The 17,364-nt window shown below is 64.2% G+C and carries 17 protein-coding genes; 8 read left to right on the top strand and 9 right to left on the bottom strand.

Annotated features, from left to right (window positions below; all coding sequences use genetic code 11):
- Positions 1–119: 119 nt before the first annotated feature.
- Both purL and EA462_RS04270 read left to right on the top strand, forming a co-directional pair.
- Positions 120–2,342 carry a phosphoribosylformylglycinamidine synthase subunit PurL gene (gene purL / locus EA462_RS04275; RefSeq protein WP_124177337.1) on the top strand — a complete coding sequence of 741 codons (2,223 nt, stop codon included), beginning with the start codon at positions 120–122 and terminating at the stop codon, positions 2,340–2,342.
- Between the two features lie 82 nt (positions 2,343–2,424).
- Entirely contained in the window at positions 2,425–3,024 is a 600-nt protein-coding gene (locus EA462_RS04270; RefSeq protein ID WP_124177336.1) for a response regulator transcription factor, read from the top strand.
- A gap of 57 nt (positions 3,025–3,081) precedes the next feature.
- Here EA462_RS04270 and EA462_RS04265 read toward each other — a convergent pair whose 3' ends face one another.
- The 7 genes from EA462_RS04265 to rpl7ae form a co-directional block, all read right to left on the bottom strand.
- Entirely contained in the window at positions 3,082–4,959 is a 1,878-nt protein-coding gene (locus EA462_RS04265) for a sensor histidine kinase (RefSeq protein WP_124177335.1), read from the bottom strand.
- Positions 4,960–5,250: 291 nt separating this feature from the next.
- The gene (locus tag EA462_RS04260) at positions 5,251–6,606 is read right to left on the bottom strand and encodes an MFS transporter (protein ID WP_124177334.1); all 1,356 of its coding nucleotides are present in this window, start codon (positions 6,604–6,606) and stop codon (positions 5,251–5,253) included.
- A 280-nt stretch (positions 6,607–6,886) separates the two neighbouring features.
- Positions 6,887–7,267, bottom strand: coding sequence for a DUF7344 domain-containing protein (locus EA462_RS04255; RefSeq protein ID WP_124177333.1), 381 nt, complete (start codon positions 7,265–7,267; stop codon positions 6,887–6,889).
- 127 nt (positions 7,268–7,394) lie between these two features.
- Entirely contained in the window at positions 7,395–7,859 is a 465-nt protein-coding gene (ndk, locus tag EA462_RS04250) for a nucleoside-diphosphate kinase (protein WP_124177332.1), read from the bottom strand.
- The gene (locus EA462_RS04245; RefSeq protein ID WP_124177331.1) at positions 7,856–8,272 is read right to left on the bottom strand and encodes a 50S ribosomal protein L24e; all 417 of its coding nucleotides are present in this window, start codon (positions 8,270–8,272) and stop codon (positions 7,856–7,858) included. The genes ndk and EA462_RS04245 overlap by 4 nt, the downstream gene beginning before the upstream one ends.
- 4 nt (positions 8,273–8,276) lie before the next feature.
- Positions 8,277–8,501 (bottom strand): 30S ribosomal protein S28e, encoded by a 225-nt coding sequence (locus EA462_RS04240; protein WP_124177330.1) that lies wholly within the window; start codon positions 8,499–8,501, stop codon positions 8,277–8,279.
- An 11-nt stretch (positions 8,502–8,512) separates the two neighbouring features.
- Positions 8,513–8,875, bottom strand: a complete 363-nt coding sequence (rpl7ae, locus tag EA462_RS04235; protein WP_124177329.1) for a 50S ribosomal protein L7Ae — start codon at positions 8,873–8,875, stop codon at positions 8,513–8,515.
- 275 nt (positions 8,876–9,150) lie between these two features.
- Here rpl7ae and tmcA point away from each other — a divergent pair, with 275 nt between their 5' ends.
- Entirely contained in the window at positions 9,151–11,469 is a 2,319-nt protein-coding gene (gene tmcA / locus EA462_RS04225; protein ID WP_124177328.1) for a tRNA(Met) cytidine acetyltransferase TmcA, read from the top strand.
- Between the two features lie 44 nt (positions 11,470–11,513).
- On the opposite strand, the gene EA462_RS04220 is transcribed toward tmcA, so the two are convergent.
- Positions 11,514–12,239, bottom strand: coding sequence for an SDR family NAD(P)-dependent oxidoreductase (locus EA462_RS04220; protein WP_124177327.1), 726 nt, complete (start codon positions 12,237–12,239; stop codon positions 11,514–11,516).
- Positions 12,240–12,344: 105 nt separating this feature from the next.
- Between EA462_RS04220 and EA462_RS04215 the strand changes: the two genes are divergently transcribed.
- The 3 genes from EA462_RS04215 to EA462_RS04210 all read left to right on the top strand — a co-directional run bounded on the left by EA462_RS04215 (position 12,345) and on the right by EA462_RS04210 (position 14,236).
- Positions 12,345–12,830 (top strand): DUF456 domain-containing protein, encoded by a 486-nt coding sequence (locus EA462_RS04215; RefSeq protein WP_124177326.1) that lies wholly within the window; start codon positions 12,345–12,347, stop codon positions 12,828–12,830.
- A gap of 47 nt (positions 12,831–12,877) precedes the next feature.
- Positions 12,878–13,042, top strand: coding sequence for a hypothetical protein (locus EA462_RS17185; protein WP_165872016.1), 165 nt, complete (start codon positions 12,878–12,880; stop codon positions 13,040–13,042).
- Between the two features lie 285 nt (positions 13,043–13,327).
- Positions 13,328–14,236, top strand: a complete 909-nt coding sequence (locus tag EA462_RS04210) for a carboxypeptidase-like regulatory domain-containing protein (protein WP_165872015.1) — start codon at positions 13,328–13,330, stop codon at positions 14,234–14,236.
- Positions 14,237–14,258: 22 nt separating this feature from the next.
- On the opposite strand, the gene EA462_RS04205 is transcribed toward EA462_RS04210, so the two are convergent.
- Positions 14,259–15,977: a glutamate--tRNA ligase gene (locus EA462_RS04205; protein WP_124177324.1), complete on the bottom strand. Its 1,719-nt coding sequence runs from the start codon at positions 15,975–15,977 to the stop codon at positions 14,259–14,261.
- A gap of 120 nt (positions 15,978–16,097) precedes the next feature.
- Here EA462_RS04205 and EA462_RS04200 point away from each other — a divergent pair, with 120 nt between their 5' ends.
- Both EA462_RS04200 and EA462_RS04195 read left to right on the top strand, forming a co-directional pair.
- Positions 16,098–16,355 carry a type II toxin-antitoxin system HicB family antitoxin gene (locus EA462_RS04200; RefSeq protein WP_124177323.1) on the top strand — a complete coding sequence of 86 codons (258 nt, stop codon included), beginning with the start codon at positions 16,098–16,100 and terminating at the stop codon, positions 16,353–16,355.
- A complete protein-coding gene (locus tag EA462_RS04195) occupies positions 16,356–16,607 on the top strand; it encodes a type II toxin-antitoxin system HicA family toxin (RefSeq protein WP_124177322.1) in 252 nt (83 codons plus the stop codon).
- The last annotated feature ends 757 nt before the right edge of the window (positions 16,608–17,364 follow it).

The following is a 17,364-nucleotide window of genomic DNA, read 5'->3' as shown; positions in this document are numbered from 1 at the left end:
TTCTCGACCGGTGACTACTCCCTTTCGCCGGCCACAGAGCCACCCGACGAGCGTGTCCGTCCATGCACGAGCGTGCACATAGAAACCCCTTTACTACCCCGCTTCCATCACCGACACGAATGAGTCTTGCCGATTCGGACCGCGAGCTCGTCGTTTCCGAACTGGAGCGAGAGCCGACGCCGGCGGAAGCGGCGCTGTTCGAGAACCTCTGGAGCGAACACTGCGCGTACCGCTCCTCGAGACCGCTCCTCTCCGCGTTCGAAAGCGAGGGAGAGCAGGTCGTCATCGGGCCCGGTGACGACGCGGCGGTGGTCGCACTGCCCGACGCGGGTGACGGGGAGTCCGACGAACGAACCTACATCACGATGGGAATCGAGAGTCACAACCACCCGTCCTACGTCGATCCGTTCGATGGTGCTGCGACGGGCGTCGGCGGAATCGTCCGCGATACGCTGTCGATGGGGGCCTACCCCATCGCCCTCGCGGACTCGCTGTACTTCGGTGCGTTCGAGCGCGAACACTCCAAGTACCTCTTCGAGGGCGTCGTCGAAGGCATCAGCCACTACGGCAACTGTATCGGCGTCCCGACGGTCGCGGGAAGCGTCGATTTCCACCCCGATTACGAGGGGAACCCGCTCGTGAACGTCGCCTGTGTGGGCCTTACGAACGAAGAACGCCTCGTCACTGCCCTCGCACAGGAGCCCGGGAACAAACTCGTCCTCGTCGGCAACGCGACCGGAAGGGACGGACTCGGCGGCGCGAGTTTCGCAAGCGAGGACCTCGCGGAGGACGCAGAGACCGAGGACCGGCCGGCAGTTCAGGTCGGAGACCCGTACGCGGAAAAGCTCCTCATCGAGGCCAACGAAGTGTTCGTCGACGAGGGACTGATCGAATCGGCGCGCGACCTCGGCGCTGCCGGACTCGGCGGTGCCTCGAGCGAACTGGTCGCGAAAGGTGGTCTCGGGGCACACATCGAACTCGATCGCGTCCACCAGCGAGAACCGAACATGAACGCCCTCGAGATCCTGCTGGCCGAATCCCAGGAGCGGATGTGTTACGAGGTCGAACCGGACAACGTCGAGCGCGTCGCGGCGATCGCTGATCGGTTCGATCTCGGCTGTTCGGTCATCGGGGAGGTCACCGACGGAAACTACGTCTGTACGTTCGACGGGAGCGAGACGGGAGATGACTCGAGCGATGAAGACGACTCCGCGAGCCGCGAGGCGGTCGTCGACGTCGACGCGGAGTTCCTCGGAGAAGGCGCACCGATGAACGATCTGCCCGCCACTGAACCCGCCGAACCCGAATCCGATCGGCCGGAGACCGATCTCGAGGCGGCCTTCGACGCCGTCGTCTCGAGTCCGAACACCGCCTCGAAACGCTGGGTCTACCGCCAGTACGACCACGAGGTCGGCATCCGGACGACCGTCGGACCCGGCGACGACGCGGCTATCATCGCGGTTCGCGAAGCGGGTCAGGGACTGGCCATCTCGACCGGTGGCGCGCCGAACTGGACCAGCGCTGCCCCCGTCGACGGCGCTCGGGCGATCGCCCTCGAGAACGCGACTAACGTGGCGGCCAAGGGTGCAACGCCGCTCGCTGCGGTCGACTGCCTGAACGGCGGAAACCCCGAAAAGCCCGATGTCTACGGCGGATTCACCGGAATCGTCGACGGGCTCGCGGAAATGTGTGAGACTCTCTCGACGCCCGTCGTCGGCGGGAACGTCTCGCTGTACAACGATTCCGTCGCGGGACCGATCCCACCGACGCCGACGCTCGCGCTCGTCGGGACCAAAGCGGGCTACGATGCGCCGGCGCTCTCGGTCGACGCGACCGCTGGCGGCGAGTTGCTGTTGATCGGTGACTCCGCCCTCGAGGCCGGGGAGATCGGGCTCGGCGGCTCCGAGTACCTCGCTCAGTTCGACGGCGGCGACCGGTTCCCCGCCCTGCCCGAGCGGCCGGCCGCGATCATCGAGACACTAACCTCGGTGGCGAACGCCGACGAGACGATCGCCGTCCACGACGTCAGCCACGGTGGCCTCGCCGTTGCGCTCGCGGAAATGATCTCCGACGACGCCGGCCTCGCGGTCACGATCCCGGAGGCGGGCTCGAGCGACGACTGCGCCGACGCGCTGTTCCACGAACAGCCGGGTCGTGCGCTGATCCAGACGACCGCGCCCGACGACGTCCGGGACGCCTTCGAGGGCGTCGCGCCGGTCGTCTCGCTCGGAGCGCCGACTGACGAGGGTGCTCTCGAGTGCACCGTCGGTGACCGAACGCTCTCCAGAACGGCGAGCGAGATCCGGTCGCTGCGCTCGACGATCGAAGACGGCCTCGAGTAGCGACTCGTTTTCCCCCGAAGACCCGATATTTTAATGTACTCACGGTACGCACCTCGAAACGAGATACCGGAGGAACCCGTTGATGGCCACCGATCACTCGTCCGTCCTCATCGTCGAAGACGAACCCGACCTCGCGGACCTCTATGCGTCGCGACTCGAGGACGAATACGACGTCCAGATCTCCTACGACGGGAATCAGGCGCTCGAGTCCATCGACGAAGGGATCGACGTCGTGTTACTCGACCGACGAATGCCGGGCCTGTCGGGCGATCTCGTTCTCGAGACGATCCGCGAACAGCGTCTCGACTGCCGGATCGCGATGGTAACGGCGATAGAACCGGACTTCGACATCGTCAGTATGGGGTTCGACGATTACCTCGTCAAACCCGTTTCGAAAGCGGAGTTGATCGAGGTTATCGAAGGGCTGTTGCTTCGGTCGGCCTACGACGAACAGTTACAGGAGTTCTTCGCCGTCTCGGCAAAGAAGGTGTTGCTCGACGGACGGAAAACCGAGGCCGAACGCCTCACCAGCCAGGAGTACGCACGACTCGAGGATCGGATCGCCGTATTACGCGTCCGCCTCGAGGAAACGACCTCGGAACTGGCCGACGGGGACGGCTATCGACAGCTCTGTATGGATATCAGCCAGCAACAATCGACGGAAGACAGGACCGATGATTGAACGGTTTCGACTGCCGTCGACCTCCCTCGACCGCCTCGATCGTGGTCACGTCCGACGCTATCCTCCCTCGACCGCCTCGATCGTGGTCACGTCCCTGATTTCGATCCGCGTCTCGGTCTCGGCGTTTTCCGGCGATCGAACCACCATCTGCCAGTCGTGTGCCTCGGCGATTGCCCGGACCAGCGTGAGTCCGAGGCCGCCGATTGCCGTCTCGTAATCCGCTGTCGGATCGAACAGCCGATCGGTTGCGGGTGGCGGCGTCTCGGACGCGTCGTCGGCCAGGAAAAAGCCACGCGGCCAGTCATCACCGTCGATTCCCATCAACCCGACGCGAACCGTGACGTCGGCTCCGTCGGCTCGAGCAGCGATATCGTCGAACGCCGTCTCGAGGAGATAGATGAGACGATCGGGATCAGCCCTGAGCGTCGAGGGTTCCTCGACGAAGACGTGGCGGTCGTCGAATCGGGACGCTTCGGCCGCTTCTTCGATCACACGGTCTAGCTGAACTCGACTGCGAGAACGGACGGTGGAGGCGTTGCGAGCGAACTCCCGGACGTCGTCGACCAGACGTTCGATGCGATCGAGCGTCGGTTCGACCGAATCGTTCGCCAGCGGGAACTCCCAACTTTCGCCCGGATCGTCCTCGAGCGCGTCGGAAACCGACTCGAGCTGTCGTTTGAGATCGGTCGAGAGCACGTTTGCCACCCCTTCGAGGCGCTCGGTCTGGCGTTCGAGTTCGGCCGTTCGCTCGTGGAGGACGCTCTCGCGGTTCGCTCGATCGAGTGCGGCGCGCGTGTTCTCGGTGAGCGTCGAAACTAACTCGACGTCGGTGTCGTCGAACTGGTGTGGCTCGAGCGAGCCCGTCATCAAGACGCCGTGGGTGCCGATCGGCGCGATGATCTCCGAGCGAACCGGCGTCCCCGGATTGTACGTTCCGTCGACGGATTCCAGATCGTCGAACCGTCTGGTCGACCCGGCTTCGAAAACGTCCCAGGCGAGGCCGTCGTTCGGATGAAATCGAGGGAGACCGCCGAACTCGTCGTGCGCGCCGGCGGTTCCCGCGACGGGGTCGAGATAGCCGTGTTCCTCGTCGAGCAGCCAAGCACCGCTGATCGGCAGATCCAGCAGATCGCTCCCGGCGTGGACGGCGATGGCACAGATCTCTTGAGGGTCGTCGGACTCTAGGAGCCACCGTGTGACCTCGTGGAGCGATGCCGCCACGCGTTCGTACTCGTGTTGGTCGGTGACGTCGCGGACGACGCCTGCGACGGTCGCCGTATCGTCTTCGATCGGAACGAACTGAAACTCCCCCATTCGGTCGACGCCGTCGGCGTCGGTGAACGGAACGTCGATCTGGCGCGCCTCTGCGCTTCCGATATCGACGTCGGTGATCGCGCGTCCGATCTCGACGGCGTCCGAATCGTCGATCGCGGCTCGTTCCGGAAGGATCTCGATGTGCTCCCCGATGATCTCCTCGCGATCGACGCCGAGAAGCGACTCCATCGCGGTATTGACCGTGACGATCTCTCGGTTTCGGTCGAGCGTAACGACGCCGTCGTGGACGGCCTCGACGACTGCTGCGTGCTGTGCGATCGTCGTCTCCTGGCGCTTTCGCTCGGTAACGTCGCGCATGTAGACCGAAAGCCCGGATTCGGCGGGATAGGCCCGGGCTTCGAACCAGGTCTCGAGCTGGGCGTGATAGAGTTCGAACGAGACGGGAACCTGTTCGTCCATCGCCCGGTGGAAGCCGTCTGGAAACTGCGTTTCGACGGTCTGTGGGAACTCGTCCCACATCACTCGACCGATCAGTTCGCCTCGAGAGCGTTTCAACAGGGTTTCGGCGCGGTCGTTGACGTACGTGAATCGAAAGTCCGTATCGAGCGCAAAGAAGGCATCAGTGACGCGATCGACGACGGGAATCGATCTCCGCGTCACGTGCTCTCACCAGCCGCTGACGGCGCTGACCACTCGCCCGTCTCTCCCCAAGCGTCGGTGTTCGGTGAGTGCATCGCCGGCAGTCAAGAACTACTTTGCGAAGCCCGTATTTCAGTGTCTTGGCCGATCAGAGAGTCGACGATACGGATTTGTGACACATATTTTCGAATTCCTTGTGGGATAATAAAGACTCCGTTCCGATTATTCGTCGAGACGAGAGCGGTGACGAACGCGACAGCGACACCGCGATCGTATGCCACGAATCCGCACGAGAGAGCGGCCGCCGTGCGATCACCACTGGATCAGTGCACGCCTGCCGTGTAACCAGATGAGAATGATGAGAAACGAGATGGCTCCCGTGAGTGCGAACGCTCCGCCGACGAAGAAGACCGACTCCATCCCTACCTCGTACATCAGCCAGCCGCCGAGCAAGGGCGCGATGACGCTTCCGGGCCGCCAGACGAGATCTCGGATGCCGAAACTCGCTGCGACGCCGCCTTCTTCGGTTCCTTCGTCGGCAAACAGCGCCATACTCGCCGGTTCGCGGAAACTGTCCGCGATTCCGAGCAGGCCCGAGAGCGCGATGAGCGGGAAGAAGGCGGGTGAGACGTCTCCGAGAAGCGTAAGCTGTGCCGGAATCGTCTCGGCGGAAACCACCGCGGGGAGCGACGCGCCAACGAGAACGTCGGGAAGAGAGACGACGATCGACGACGGAAGCGAGAGCGCGGCCCCGATGGCGGACGAAAACGGGACGCCCAGCGCGATCAGTCCGTACGCTCCGCCACCGGCGAAGATGAACAGCGCCCGTCCGTAACCGTCGGACAGTCGACCGGTAAAGGGCTGACAGCACATGTTCGTGAACTTCTCTGCGACGACGGTCAGTGCAACGGCGAGGCCGCCGTAGGCCAGTCCACCCTGTGCCGCGGAGACGCCCGCAAAGATCGGAATCCACGTTCGAACGAGCGTCACCGAAAACGCGTACTGGAGCCTGAAACTCGAGAGCGTCAGAATACGGCTGTTGAGTGCGAGTTCGCTGAACGGAAATCCGTAGACACGGGTTTCGTCGGCCTCGAGGTAGCGACCCACCGCGAGCCAGGCGACGATCGTGATACAGACGATGATCGCAAAGATCGGCCCGAAACCGAACGCTTCGTAGAGTGCGCCCGCACTGAGACTCCCGACGATTGACGCCGCGAAGTACGCCGCGTTTGACTTCCCAATAAAATTCGCACGCGTTCCGGTCGCGGCGATCTGGCCCACGAGCGAGAGGCTCATCAGTCCCGCGCCGGTGATGATGACTCCCTGGAGCGCCCGGATGAGGATGAACGAGGCGCTCGAGTCGACGACGGGAAACAGTGCATACACCCCGGCACCAGCCCCGAGAACGGCGAGCAACACGGTCCGTTTGTCGAAGCGGTCGCCGGCCCAGGCCAGCGGAATAACCGCGACGGTCTGGGCGAAGGTAAAGCCCGTCGTGTACAGGCCAACGATGAGGCCCGCACTGATCGTCAGCCCGAGGACGGTCGTGTCAGTCGGCTGAAGCGTGTTGATGTAGTACGGCAGCAGCGTTACCAGCGTGATAAATCCAAAGCCCTCGGCAAATCGGGTGAAATAGAGAGCCCAGAACTGACGTCGATCCTGGTTCACGACGACTCTTTCGAAAGCGAGCAAAAAGTTATTTCGAAACGATGTTCACGTTTCGAGTCCGATCGATTCGACGGTAGCGAACGCCACACGATTCCGATTCCTCGCGTGACCGGCTGTGAAGGCCGTCTCGGATCGATATCGCCCGACGTCCGGCGGTCCCGTTCACCGGTTTCCGGATGAGGGTACCTCGTCACGGGGTTCGGACTGTGCGGCCCGGGACCAGCGACGGTGCCAGCTGTCTCTCGACGACGAGTCAGTCATCTTCCGCCCGGAGAACGGTTTAGATCAGCTCCTTGTGCCGTGCGTGCTCGAGCCATTCCTCGAGCGTCGGCTGGGTCCAGTACCGAACCGTCCCGCTTCGCTGGTCGTGTTCGAGCACGCCGGCATTCTCGAGTTTCGGCAGGTGGACGTGCTGGAGCTCCGTCCGAATCTGTCGTTTCTGCTCGTCGATTTCCGACCTCGGTTCGGGACCGGTGTCTCGCGTTTCGAGCGAGACGACGGTCTCCGTAACGTCCTCGATCGTGGCGGCGTCGTCGGGTTGATCGTACAGACAGTATAACGCGTATCGGCGGCGACGGTTCGAAAGGAGGTCAAAAACGAGGTCTAACGACGGGGTCATCTCGGCACGGAGTGTCGCTGATTCCCGCTTCGTTTCACGCATTCAGGGACCACCTACCGTGAGTTACCATTCGAAACCACCAGCGCCCTCTACTGCAGCCGACACATTAGATGTTACGTCTACCTAGAATAGTACGTGTGTTAAATCCAACACGATCTGCTGTGGAGGATTACTCGTAGAGCCAGCCGGTGTCGTGCTGGTCGTAGTCGACCAGTTCGTCGTCGTCGAAGTGGAGTCCTATTTCCCGTTCGTTCGCGCCCTCGTCCTCGTGGTCGGCCGCGTGGACGACGTTTCGCCCGAGGTCGAGTGCGTAGTCACCTCGGATCGTTCCGGGTTCGGCCTCGAGCGGGTCCGTTTCACCGATCATCTGCCGGACCTGTCGAGTCGCGTCCTGTCCCTCCCAGACCATCGGAACGACGGGTCCGGAGGTGATGAACTCGACGAGGTCGTCGTAGAACGGCTTGTCCTCGTGTTCGCCGTAGTGTTCCTCGGCGCGTTCGCGAGGCATGTTCTCGACTTTGATTGCGACGAGTTTGAGGCCGCGTTCCTCGAGTCGGGAGACGACTTCGCCCACGAGCCCGCGTGCGAACGCGTCCGGCTTCACCATCACGAAGGTTCGTTCGTGCCCGCTCATTGTTCGTCTTCAGCCTCGTCTTCGGCGTCGGGTTCGACTGCTTCGTCGCTCTCGGTATCAGCATCAGCGTCAGCGTCGGAGTCGTCGGCGTCAACGTCGGAGTCGACTGCTTCGTCCTCGTCGTCGGCCGTCTCGGACTCCGCTGGCTCGTCGTCTGCCTCGAGGTCTTCGTCCTCGTCGGCGTCTTCCTCTTTTTCGTCCGCGTCGGGTTCCGTCTCGACCTCGGTTGGACCCTTGCTGGCGCGTCCCTGCGCGGTCCACTCGAGATCGCGGGGTTCGCGTCCGAGCTTGTAGTTTTTCTCCGCCTTCGAGTCGACGAAGTGGAGCACGGTGCCGTTGTTACGGACGTACATGATGCCCGTTCCGGGCTCGATGTCTTCCCCGGTGTAGTCACAGGTTCGTTTCTCGACCATTGTGCTATTGTCCTCCGATGGAATCGGCCTCGCGAGCGGTCTCGCGAAGCTGGAGTACGTCCCCTTCGCGGACCGGTCCGAGGCAGTTTCTGGTGATGATACGTCCCTGATTTTCGCCCTCCTTGATTCGGCATTTGACCTGCATGGCTTCGCCGTGCATGCCGGTCTTGCCGACGATCTCGATGACCTCGGCGGGCGTGGAGCTGCTTTCTTCCTCTTCAGCACTCATTCTCGGTCACCTCAGTCGAGGTCCTCGACCTTGTCGGCGATGTCCTCGACGTCACCGGACGCCTCTCCGGAGTCGACGATCGCCGCGGCGGCCGAGCCGACCTCGAGGCCAGCGGCGTGGCCGACGTCGTCCTGGGTCTCGATGAAGACCACGGGAATGCCCTTTTCGTCCGCGAGCTCCGGGAGATGCATGACGATCTCCTCGGGCGAGACGTCCTCTGCGACGTAGACGATATTGGCGTTGCCGCGCTCGATCGCCTTCGTGGTTTCGTTCGTTCCTTTCTTTACTCGTCCTGTATCTCGAGCGACCTCGAGCGCCTCGAGGGCATCGTCTGCGAGGTCGGCTGGGATATCGGTTGTTACGTAGACTGACATTGGTTGTTCACCTTCTCCTACGCGCGGGCTCGCACTCCCCTGCCGTCCGGGCTGGGTCCCGGGCCGAGTACGCGTCGGCGGAAGTCCTGTGAGGCTAGGAGCATCATCAACCCCGCGTAGGGTGTAGTACGGAGTAGCGTTGCCCCCCTTAAAAGCGTGTTCAAACGCACGAGGCCGTGGGATGGAGGCGCACGGAGAGATGGCGATCCGTGCCGGCCCGCACACAGCCGGGTCCAACGATCAAGCTATTACTTCGGGGTCACCCGATATGTCGTATGACCGCCGATCTCGTTGCGCTCTCAGAGACGCTCTTCGAGGAGGCGACGGCGCACGACGAACGCCGACTGCTGGTGCTCGCGGGCGATCGAAGCCGTGGCTACGATTCCCTCGAGGCCGTCCTCGAGGCGCTGCCGGTCGGGATCACGGCGACGACGCTCGTCGGACCCGACGACCGACTCCGGTGTGAACACCGGCGACAGGCGAACGCGGGTGAGCTTCTCGGAACGACGCGAACGGTGGTAGCGCTCGACGCTCACGGGGGATTGCGCCCGAACGCGCTCGGGTCGGTCGTCGGCGCGGTCGACGGCGGCGGCCTCCTCGTTCTCCTGACGCCGGCGCTCGAGGACTGGCCGGACCATCACGGCGAGTTCGACGAGTCGCTTGCGGTTCCGCCGTTCTCGATCGCGGACGTCACCGGCCGCTTTCGAGGCCGGCTCGTCGACACCCTGCGGGAGCACCGTGGAATCGCCATCGTCGACGTCGATGCGGGCACGGTCGGGTCGACGGGGGTGACGAACCCGCCACCGCGCTGGACGACCCATTCGAACGGACCGACGGACTCCGAGCAAGCGATCGGGGCGCGGCCGGTGCTCGAGCGGTTTCCGCTCGACGTTGCCGACGCCTGTTTGAGTGGCGACCAGCTCGAGGCCGTCGGGGCGTTCGAATCGCTCGTGGCGGCCGACGACGAAGGGGGGAAACGCGCGGTCGTGCTCGAGGCCGACCGCGGCCGCGGCAAATCCAGCGCCGCGGGGCTGGCCGCGGGAGCGCTCGCCGCAGACGGCGCGGACGTGCTCGTCACCGCGCCGGGCTGGCGAAACGCCCGCGAGGTGTTCGAGCGGACACGAGAACTCTGCGAGACGCTCGAGGCGACGACGATCGACCGCGACCGGCGACTCGAGACGACCGCCGGCGGGTGTGTTCGATTTCTCGAGGCGGCCGCGGCGATCGAGGAACTCGAGACGGCGGATATCGTCATCGTCGACGAGGCGGCCGCGCTCCCCGTCCCCCGGCTCGAGTCGCTGCTTTCGGCCGACGCCGTCGCGTTCGCGACCACCATCCACGGCTACGAGGGGGCGGGCAGAGGGTTTTCGGTTCGCTTTCGGGATCGACTGGCCGAAAGCGATCACGCAGTCACCGACTGCACGCTCACCGAGCCGATCCGGTACGCCGGAGGCGATCCGATCGAGGTGTGGGCGTTTCGTGCCCTGCTCCTCGACGCGCGACCCGCGGTCGACTCGCTCGTCGCGGGGGCGACGCCCGACTCCGTGACCTACCGCCGTCTCGAGCCCGACGACCTGCTCGCGGACGAACGCCTCCTGCGGGAGCTGTTCGGACTGCTCGTGCTCGCACATTACCGCACCGAGCCGAACGATCTGGCCCGGCTGTTGGACGCCCCCAACCTCGAGACGCGCGCGCTGGTTCAGGACGGCCACGTCGTGAGCGTCGCCTTGCTCGCTCGGGAGGGACGCCTCTCGAGTGAGACGCGGGCGATGATGTACGAGGGCGGGCGGGTTCGGGGGAACATGCTTCCGGACGTGCTCGCGAGCCAGCTCCGGGACGAGGACGCTGGCGAGCCGGCCGGCGTCCGAATCGTTCGCATCGCGACCCACCACGCCGTTCGCTCGCGGGGGCTGGGATCGACGTTACTCGAGCGAATTCGTCGGGAGTTCACCGCGGCCGATGCGATCGACTGGCTCGGAACCGGGTTCGGCGCGACGCCGGAGCTGCTCGCGTTCTGGCGCGAGAACGGCTACCGGACGGTCCACGTCTCGACGACTAGAAACGATGCCAGTGGCGAGTACTCGGCACTCATGCTCTCCCCGACGAGCGAGGCCGGCCGGGAACTGTCCGATCGACACGCCGAGCAGTTCGTCCGACGGGTCCCCTCGCAGTGTCTCGATGCGCTTTCCGACCTCGAGGCCGACGTGGCTCGCGAGGCGTTGCGAAGCGTCGGCGGCGACGTGACTCCCGGGATCGATCTGACCGACTACGAGTGGCGCGTCGTCGCCGGCGCGGCCTACGGTCCGGGACTGTTCGAGGTGGCTCCCCGCCCGTTTCGTCGACTCGCAGTACGGTACTTTCTCGACGATCCGGACGAGATTCGACTGTGCGACCGCGAAGAACGGCTTCTCGTCCTGCGCGCCCTCCAGGGGCGAGACCCGTCGGCCGTCGCGGACCGCCTCGGGTACCAGTCACGGGGACAGTGTATGCGTGCGCTGGGCGAGGCGTTCCGTCCCTTAGTCGACCGGTACGGAACGAAGACGGCGCTTGCGGTCCGCGATCGGTTCGACCGGACGGGTTCGTCGGAGAACTGACGGGCGAGACCGTCGCCGTGATCGCAAACACGCTCTCGCTGTGGTCAGGAAAGCGCCCGTCGCAAGAGCCGATCGGGTGTCGCTTTCAGGAACCAGGCGACGAGTCGCCACCGCCGCGTGACGTAGACGTGGTCGCGCTCGCGCCGGATCGCACGGACAATCTGGCTCGCCGCCGTTTCGGGGGATGCCATCCAGAACAGGTCGTCGCCCATCGCCATCTCGGTGTCGACGAACCCGGGTTCGACGGTCGTGATCGTCACGTCCGCCTCCCGATCGGCCTGTCGGCCGCGAAGCCCCTCGAGGTAGGTCGAGACGAACGCTTTCGAGGCGCTGTAGGCCGGCGCGCCGGGATTGCCGAAGACCGCCCCCACAGAGGAGATGCCGACCAGGTGGCCGCCGCCCTGGGTCTCGAAGTGCGCCATCGCCGCGGTCGCGATCGCCGTGAACCCGCGAACGTTGACGTCGATCGTCTCCCGGTCGGGTTCCCACTCGAGGCCCCGGTTCAGATGACCGACGCCGGCACTGATGACGACCAGATCGATCGACGTCATCGCCGCTGCGAGATCTTCAAACGCGTCACGGGCGTCTTCGGGGTCCGAAACGTCCATCTTCGCCACCGCGGTGTGGGTCGGTAACTCGGCACCGATCCGTTTCATCCGCTCTCGCCGACGGGCCGCCATCCCGACCTCGTAGCCCTCCGCCGCGAGCGCTCGGGCCAGCGCCTCACCGATTCCCGAGGACGCGCCGACGACGATCGCTCCCCGTGTCATTTGCTCACAGTTCGGTCGCAGACGGAGGAGGAGGATAGCGGTTTCGATGTTTCTCGAGCAACTCGAAGGCGATACGGCTTTGACCGCGAGGGGGCAACCGAGCGTATGATCGACGCGGTCACGATCCTCGCGGTCGCGCTGCTCGTGGCGGGCATCGTCGGGACGCTGATTCCGCTCGTACCCGGCGGATTGTTCTCGCTATCGGGGCTCTACCTCTACTGGTGGCACTCGGGCTACACCGATCCCGGGACGGTGGCACTCGCCGTTCTCACGGCCCTCGGCGTGATGACGTTGCTCGCGGAGTTCGTCGGCGGGTCGATCGCCGCGCGGGCGGGCGGCGCGTCCTGGACGACCACCGGCAGCGCCGCAGTCGTTGGAATCGCGCTCATGATCGTCACCGGACCGCTCGGATTGCTCGTCGGACTCTTTGGCACCGTCTTCGTCCTCGAGTACGCCCGCGGCGGCGATATCGATCACAGCACTCAGTCCGCGCTGTACGCGACGGTCGGCGTTCTCGCCTCCACGGCCGTACAGTTCCTGTTGACCCTCTCGATCCTGTTCGGGTTCGCCGTCGCCGTCGTCCTGTTCTAGACCGCTCTCGGGGAAACACTGAACTCTCGGCCCGCGTTCGAACCAGTATGGACTGTGCGGAGGACGACTGCGATCGCCCCGCGGTCGTCGAACTTCACATCCCCTGGACGGATAACCGGCGGGTCTGCGCCGCTCACGCCCGCGTTCTCGGGCGAACGGACGGCGTGGTTGCCGATCCCCTCGCCGACAGCGCCGACGAGTTGCTCGAGTAGCGTCGCTTCTCGAACCTCGCGTCCGTCGACGTCTGGAGTTCGGCCACAACTTCGATTTCCAAAGTCACTTTGATTTTCGAAGTATTGGGAGAATAAGCCTGAAAATTCCGTTTGTAGGGAATCGACGACGAGAGAGTACGTTCGAGAGGCCGGTTGCGAGAGAGACACCTTCCGCCCGTCCGAATGCGTGACTATCTTCCGTTCCTGACGGTCTCGGCGGCCTAACGTTGGCGATTCCGGAAAGCCTATGGTCGAATGTTCGAACCCATTCCGGGTGATCACTGTATGACGTACAATCGACGGACGATCCTGAATCGGACGGCCCTCGCGGGTCTCTCGCTCTTCGGTGTGGCCGGGTCCGCGCCAACGGCGGCCGCGGAGCCGGACGACACTCTCGTCGAGGGGACGATCACTGATTTTGACGATCCGGTCGCGGAGGCAACCGTCTCGCTCGGGGACGCGACGACGACCACCGACGAGGACGGAGAGTACGAGCTGACGGTCGATCCCGCCGACTCGGACGGAACCGACCGATCTGCCGTATCGGTCTCCGGCGAGCGCGTCCTCGAGGTGCGAGCCGACGGTTACGCCGAACGAACGAGGCGACTCGAGATCGATCCGGGCGAGGCGGTATCGGCGGACGTCCCGCTCTACCGCGAGTGGGGCGACGAGACCGGCGAGCTACAGGTCTACGCGACGGAGGTCGACGGCGGCTCGACCATCCCGTGTCACGTGACGATCTACGGCGACGACACCTACGAGGCGAGCGCGCCGGAGGGGGCGATTCCCGACTCCGGTAGCTGGAACACCGGGTTCGCCGTGAGCGAGGGCTGGTGGGACGTTCGGGTAACGGACGCTGCCGGCTACGCCGACGGAACCCAGACGGTGTACGTCGACGCCGACGGATCCGAAATCGCCTGGGTGCAACTCGAGTCGGGCGATCGCGAGATTCCGGGGACCGGTCGCGTTCTCGGACGCGTCGTCGACGAGCGCGGCGACGAACTCGACGAGGCGTCGGTCCGGATCGCCGGCGAACCGGTGTCGGTCGACGACGACGGATCGTTCGAGATCGACCTGGAGCACGGTCGCCACCCGGTGACGGCGACCGCCCGGGGATACGAGTCGCTCCGCGGCGGCGTCGACGCTCGGTTCGGCCGAACGACGGAACTGATAGTCCCGCTCGAGTCACAGTAACGAGAGGATCCCGGTGACGTCGCTACGGGTGTGCGTAGTAGGTGATCGTCTCTTCGTCGTCGTGTCGGTCGACCCGGGCGAAGCCGACGCGTTCGAACTGGACGACCTCGTCCGTCTCGAGGTCGACAACGCCGGGTTCCGCTCGACCGGTCACGTCGCCGTCCATCGTCCGCATCCGGACGGGAACGCTCTCGCGTGCGGGAACCCAGTGGACGACGTCGACGTCACCCTCGCGCACCACGTCGATCCCTTCGCCGGTGTACTGGAGCGTATCGCGGGTGTACTGGAAACAGCCCAGTCCCTTGAGCCAGATGCGCTCCTCGCGCCCGGGAAGGTCCTCGGGCTCGAGGAGGACGGCGTCACCGACGGGGATCTCGCGGACGCCGCGGTCCTCGTGGCTGGGGTGAAGCGGCGGGGTGGCCTCGTCGGGTGGACTCCCGCCGATTGGCAGTTGGTTGCCGTCGCGGACCAGGAACCGTCGGTCGGTTTCGTCGTCGATCAGATCGCGGTTGGCCGCGTAGATCGAACTCATCGCGAGGTCGACGTCGCTGGTCGAGGTACCGAGTTCGACCATCGCGTCGACGATGGCCTCGCCGCGGATTCCGCGCCGACGAAGGCTCGCGAGCGTCGGCGCGCGCGGATCGTCCCAGCCGTCGAGTTCGCCAGCCTCGATCAGCCTCGAGATGGTCGAGGTACTCATCTTCACGTCGTAGGCGTCGAGCTGGACGTGACCCCAGTGGACGACCTCGGGGTACTCCCAGTCGAAGTAGTCGTAGACGAAGCGCTGTCGCTTCGCGGAGTCCTGCAGGTCGATTCCCCTGATGATGTGCGTAATTCCCAGCAGGTGATCGTCGACGCCAGACTGGAAATCGAGCATCGGCCAACACCGGTACTCGCTGGCTTCTTCCCGCGGGTGAGGCGTATCGATCATCCGGAACGCGACCCAGTCACGTAGTGCCGGATTCTTGTGCTCGATGTCCGTCTTCACGCGCAGGACCATCTCGCCGCTCTCGTACTCGCCGTCGATCATCGCCTCGAACTCGGAGCGCACCGTCTCGGTGTCCTTGTCCCGGTGTGGACACGCCTCGCCCGCGTTTTTCAGTTCGGAGAACGCCTCGCCCGAACACGAGCAGGTGTAGGCTCCGCCCAGCTCGATCAGCTCGCGAGCGTGCTCGTAGTACGTCTCGAGGCGATCGCTCGCGCGGTACACCTCGTCCGGTGCGAAGCCGAGGTAGTCGAGATCCTCGAGGATCGCGTCGTAGGCCTCGAGATCGGGCCGCTTCGTCTCGGGGTCGGTGTCGTCAAAACGGACGCAAAACCAGCTGTCGTACCGGTCGCGGTAGGTGCCGATGACGGCGGGCATCCGGGCGTGGCCGACGTGCCACGGGCCGTTGGGATTGGGCGCACAGCGCATCCGGATCTCGTCGTACTCCTCGGCGTTGGGAAGATCGGGCAGGTCGTGTTCGTCTTCTTCGTCCTCGGCTTCGATCTCCGCGAGTTCTTCGGGTGCGAGTTTCTCGAGTCGCTCGCGCTTTTCCTCGTAAGAGAGGTCGTTGACCCGACCGATGACGCCGCCGATGACGCCCGGGATCTCGTCTCCGTGGGGGCGGAAGTCGGGGTTTTCGCCCATCAACGGTCCCATGATCGCACCGACGTCGGCGTCGCTCTCGTGTTTGACGGCGTTCAACAGCGCGTGTTTTTCGGCCTCGCGCTCGATTCGCTCGCGGAGATCGTCGTTCATTAGCCGTGGGTATTCGTGCCCGGACCAAAACCCCCGCGGTGTCGGCCGGGACTCGAGGGATCGATCGCTCGGTATTTTGGTGCGAACGTTTATCAGCATGTTCGTACTACTGTACATTATATGGCAAGTACGGCTCGAGACGACCGATCCGAGGGGGTCGAGTTCATCCGCGAGGATGACGGCAGTATCACCGCCAGGGATCTCGAGACCGGAATTGCGTCGTTCGGTGAGACGAAAGCTAAAGCGCTCGAGATGCTTGCGGAGGCGCTGGCACTTCACGAGGGTGGCGGCGAGCCGGTTACTGACGACGATCTCAGGGAGTGGGGGCTCGATCCCGACGCGACGGACGACAAACCGCTCCCTGACTTTATGAAGTGAATGGTCCGAACGTCGTTTTCTGGCCGTGAAATCGCGAAAGTCCTGCAAAACCACGGGTTTCGACGATCGGGACGAACGGGGAGTCACCTGAAACTCCGGTACGAACACCCGGAAACCGACGAGGTTCGTATCGTAACGGTCCCGATGAAATCCGAGGACGATATCCCGACCGGCACTATGCGATCGATCGCCGAGCAGTGCGGCGCGGACGATTTCTACGAATGGTGTCGCTGGATCGACGAACACGCCTGATAGAGGGTGTGCAAACCGTTCTGTCGAACGACTGCTCTGATGTCTTCCACCCCGGAGTTCTATTTCCGACAGCAAACACCAGTAATCATGGTAATAGTCAGTGCATCTATTACGATGGAAGCCACGCGCTCCAAAATTGGACGCGGGGGCATGCGTACGAAATGCCCCGGTTGCTGAAGACACCCGGGACGGGTGGCTTACAAACCTTCGCAGTTTGGCTGCCATGCTTTCGTTACTCCTACCGAGACAAAACGGTCTCGCACGACGGTACAGTATCGCGTTCGACCAGCACGCGCTTTCGGGAACCCGTTGCGGTATCGGACGGCGTCTCGAGTGCCCAGTCGCTCTCGAGCGCTCGCGATTCGATTCACGACTGGTGAGCGAACACCCGCGGGATCGACCCTGCGACGATAGCTGCCTCGTCCGCCGCCACCACCCACGAAGCGGGGCCTCGAGCCGACGACAGTGGGGGCGGTCCCCTGCGGCGAACTCGCCGATCGATACAGCACTGTCACAGAGTCGTACTGTCCCGACTGCGTCGCCGGCATCGGAATGCTCTCGCTTTCGACGGCGACTCGAGGGTACACTTCGACGGGGCCGGACTGATACGGACTGCTGTAAGTCATTTCCGGAGCGATCCGGCGCCGTCTCGCGGTCGCTCCGGTAAACAGTTACAGCAATCCGTATGACGGCGAAAACAACCGGAGACGGCGGATCAAAACCCTGTGTACGGTCGACGCCGCCGTTCGAGAGACGG

The organism is Natrarchaeobius halalkaliphilus, from assembly GCF_003841485.1.
Lineage (GTDB): Archaea > Halobacteriota > Halobacteria > Halobacteriales > Natrialbaceae > Natrarchaeobius > Natrarchaeobius halalkaliphilus.
This window is presented reverse-complemented; position numbering and strand designations above follow the sequence as displayed.

Excerpts from the sequence above, each read along its gene's own strand:
- EA462_RS17185 (WP_165872016.1), top strand. The coding sequence starts at position 12,878 with ATGGACTGTGCGGAGGACGACTGCGATCGCCCCGCGGTCGTCGAACTT.
- EA462_RS04255 (WP_124177333.1), bottom strand. The coding sequence starts at position 7,267 with ATGCGTGAAACGAAGCGGGAATCAGCGACACTCCGTGCCGAGATGACC.
- tmcA (WP_124177328.1), top strand. The coding sequence starts at position 9,151 with ATGACCGCCGATCTCGTTGCGCTCTCAGAGACGCTCTTCGAGGAGGCG.
- ndk (WP_124177332.1), bottom strand. The coding sequence starts at position 7,859 with ATGAGCGGGCACGAACGAACCTTCGTGATGGTGAAGCCGGACGCGTTC.
- EA462_RS04240 (WP_124177330.1), bottom strand. The coding sequence starts at position 8,501 with ATGAGTGCTGAAGAGGAAGAAAGCAGCTCCACGCCCGCCGAGGTCATC.
- EA462_RS04210 (WP_165872015.1), top strand. The coding sequence starts at position 13,328 with ATGACGTACAATCGACGGACGATCCTGAATCGGACGGCCCTCGCGGGT.
- EA462_RS04270 (WP_124177336.1), top strand. The coding sequence starts at position 2,425 with ATGGCCACCGATCACTCGTCCGTCCTCATCGTCGAAGACGAACCCGAC.
- EA462_RS04195 (WP_124177322.1), top strand. The coding sequence starts at position 16,356 with ATGGTCCGAACGTCGTTTTCTGGCCGTGAAATCGCGAAAGTCCTGCAA.
- EA462_RS04200 (WP_124177323.1), top strand. The coding sequence starts at position 16,098 with ATGGCAAGTACGGCTCGAGACGACCGATCCGAGGGGGTCGAGTTCATC.
- purL (WP_124177337.1), top strand. The coding sequence starts at position 120 with ATGAGTCTTGCCGATTCGGACCGCGAGCTCGTCGTTTCCGAACTGGAG.
- EA462_RS04205 (WP_124177324.1), bottom strand. The coding sequence starts at position 15,977 with ATGAACGACGATCTCCGCGAGCGAATCGAGCGCGAGGCCGAAAAACAC.
- rpl7ae (WP_124177329.1), bottom strand. The coding sequence starts at position 8,875 with ATGTCAGTCTACGTAACAACCGATATCCCAGCCGACCTCGCAGACGAT.
- EA462_RS04215 (WP_124177326.1), top strand. The coding sequence starts at position 12,345 with ATGATCGACGCGGTCACGATCCTCGCGGTCGCGCTGCTCGTGGCGGGC.
- EA462_RS04220 (WP_124177327.1), bottom strand. The coding sequence starts at position 12,239 with ATGACACGGGGAGCGATCGTCGTCGGCGCGTCCTCGGGAATCGGTGAG.
- EA462_RS04245 (WP_124177331.1), bottom strand. The coding sequence starts at position 8,272 with ATGGTCGAGAAACGAACCTGTGACTACACCGGGGAAGACATCGAGCCC.